The organism is Cyanobium sp. NIVA-CYA 375 (genome assembly GCF_056108345.1).
Map to the genome: position 1 here is coordinate 1 of NZ_JBSYHW010000216.1, position 1,202 is coordinate 1,202.

The following is a 1,202-nucleotide window of genomic DNA, read 5'->3' on the forward strand; positions in this document are numbered from 1 at the left end:
ATTTTATCAATCTGAACTCTCGTCAATCCAAGTTGGTTGATGAACTCCTGCCAATTCTTTAGGTAATAGCATTTTAGGCCGAAAAGGTGAAGGTGAAGAGCACCGCACCATTGGCCTGCACCTCGTCGCTGATGACAAGGGTGGGTGCGAGGGTGTCGAAGGCCTGGGTGTATGGGCCTGCTGCAATGGAGGCGTTGCCCGCGGCATCGGTGGCGGCTTCTGCGGCCACGTTCACGGTGATGTTGCCTTCCTCGTTGGCGTTCGGCGTCACCACCAGGGTGTAGACCGAGCCGCTGCCGCTCAAGGTGCCCCTCGTGCCGCCTGTCACGGTGATGTCCTCGTCCGTGAACCCGGTGACGTCCTCCGAGAAGGTGAAGGTGAAGGTCACCTCACCCCGGGCCCCGCCAACCACGTTGTCGCTGATGACAACGCTGGGTGGGGCGGTATCCACCGTGATTGCCAGGGTGTTGCTGGCGGTGGCATTGGTGTTGCCGGCCGGATCGGTGAACGCCCCGCTGGCCACGCTGATGCTGGCGCTGGTGGTGGAGTTGGGGGTGGGCGTGAAGGTGGCGGCGTAGGAGGTGCCGGAGCCAGCGAAGCTGGAGAGGGTGCCGCCAGTGGCGCTGACGTCGGCCGCGGTGAAGTCTGTGGAGGCTTCTGAAAGGGTGAAGGAGATCGTCGCCGTCTCACCGGCTTTGAGGGCGGGGACGTTGCTGGAGATTGCAATCGTCGGCCGCACGGTATCCACCGTGAATGCCAGCGTGTTACTGGCGGTGGCATTGGCGTTGCCGGCCAGGTCGGTGAAGGTGCCACTGGCAACGCTGATGCTGGCGTTGGAGGTGGAGTTGGCTGCGGGGGTGAAGGTGGCGGTAAAGGAGCTGCCAGAACCAGTGAGAGCGGAGAGGCTGCCGCCGCTCACGCTCACGTCGTCAAGGGTGAAGTTGCTGACCGCCTCTGAAAAGTTGAAGGTGATGGAGGCGGTGTCACCGGCCTTGAGCGTGCTGGTGTTGCTGATGATCTCCAGCGTGGGCGCAGCCGTATCAAAGGCCTGGGGATAGGGCGCGGGGGCGAGGTTGCCTGCTCCGCCGCTCACAGCGGTGGCGACACCGGCAGCCACGGTCACCGTGATCGTGCCGCTCTGGTTAGCGGGTGGAGTGACCAACAGGGTGTACTGCGAGGCGCTGACAACGGTGAACGCGCCC

1 protein-coding gene is annotated in these 1,202 nt (G+C 63.4%); it reads right to left on the bottom strand.

The genetic code is table 11. The features are described 5' to 3' along the window. Positions 1-73 precede the first annotated feature (73 nt). Positions 74-1,202, bottom strand: a 1,129-nt coding sequence (locus AC01FP_RS17655) for an Ig-like domain-containing protein (RefSeq protein ID WP_474482031.1), incomplete at its 5' end; no start/stop codon positions are given.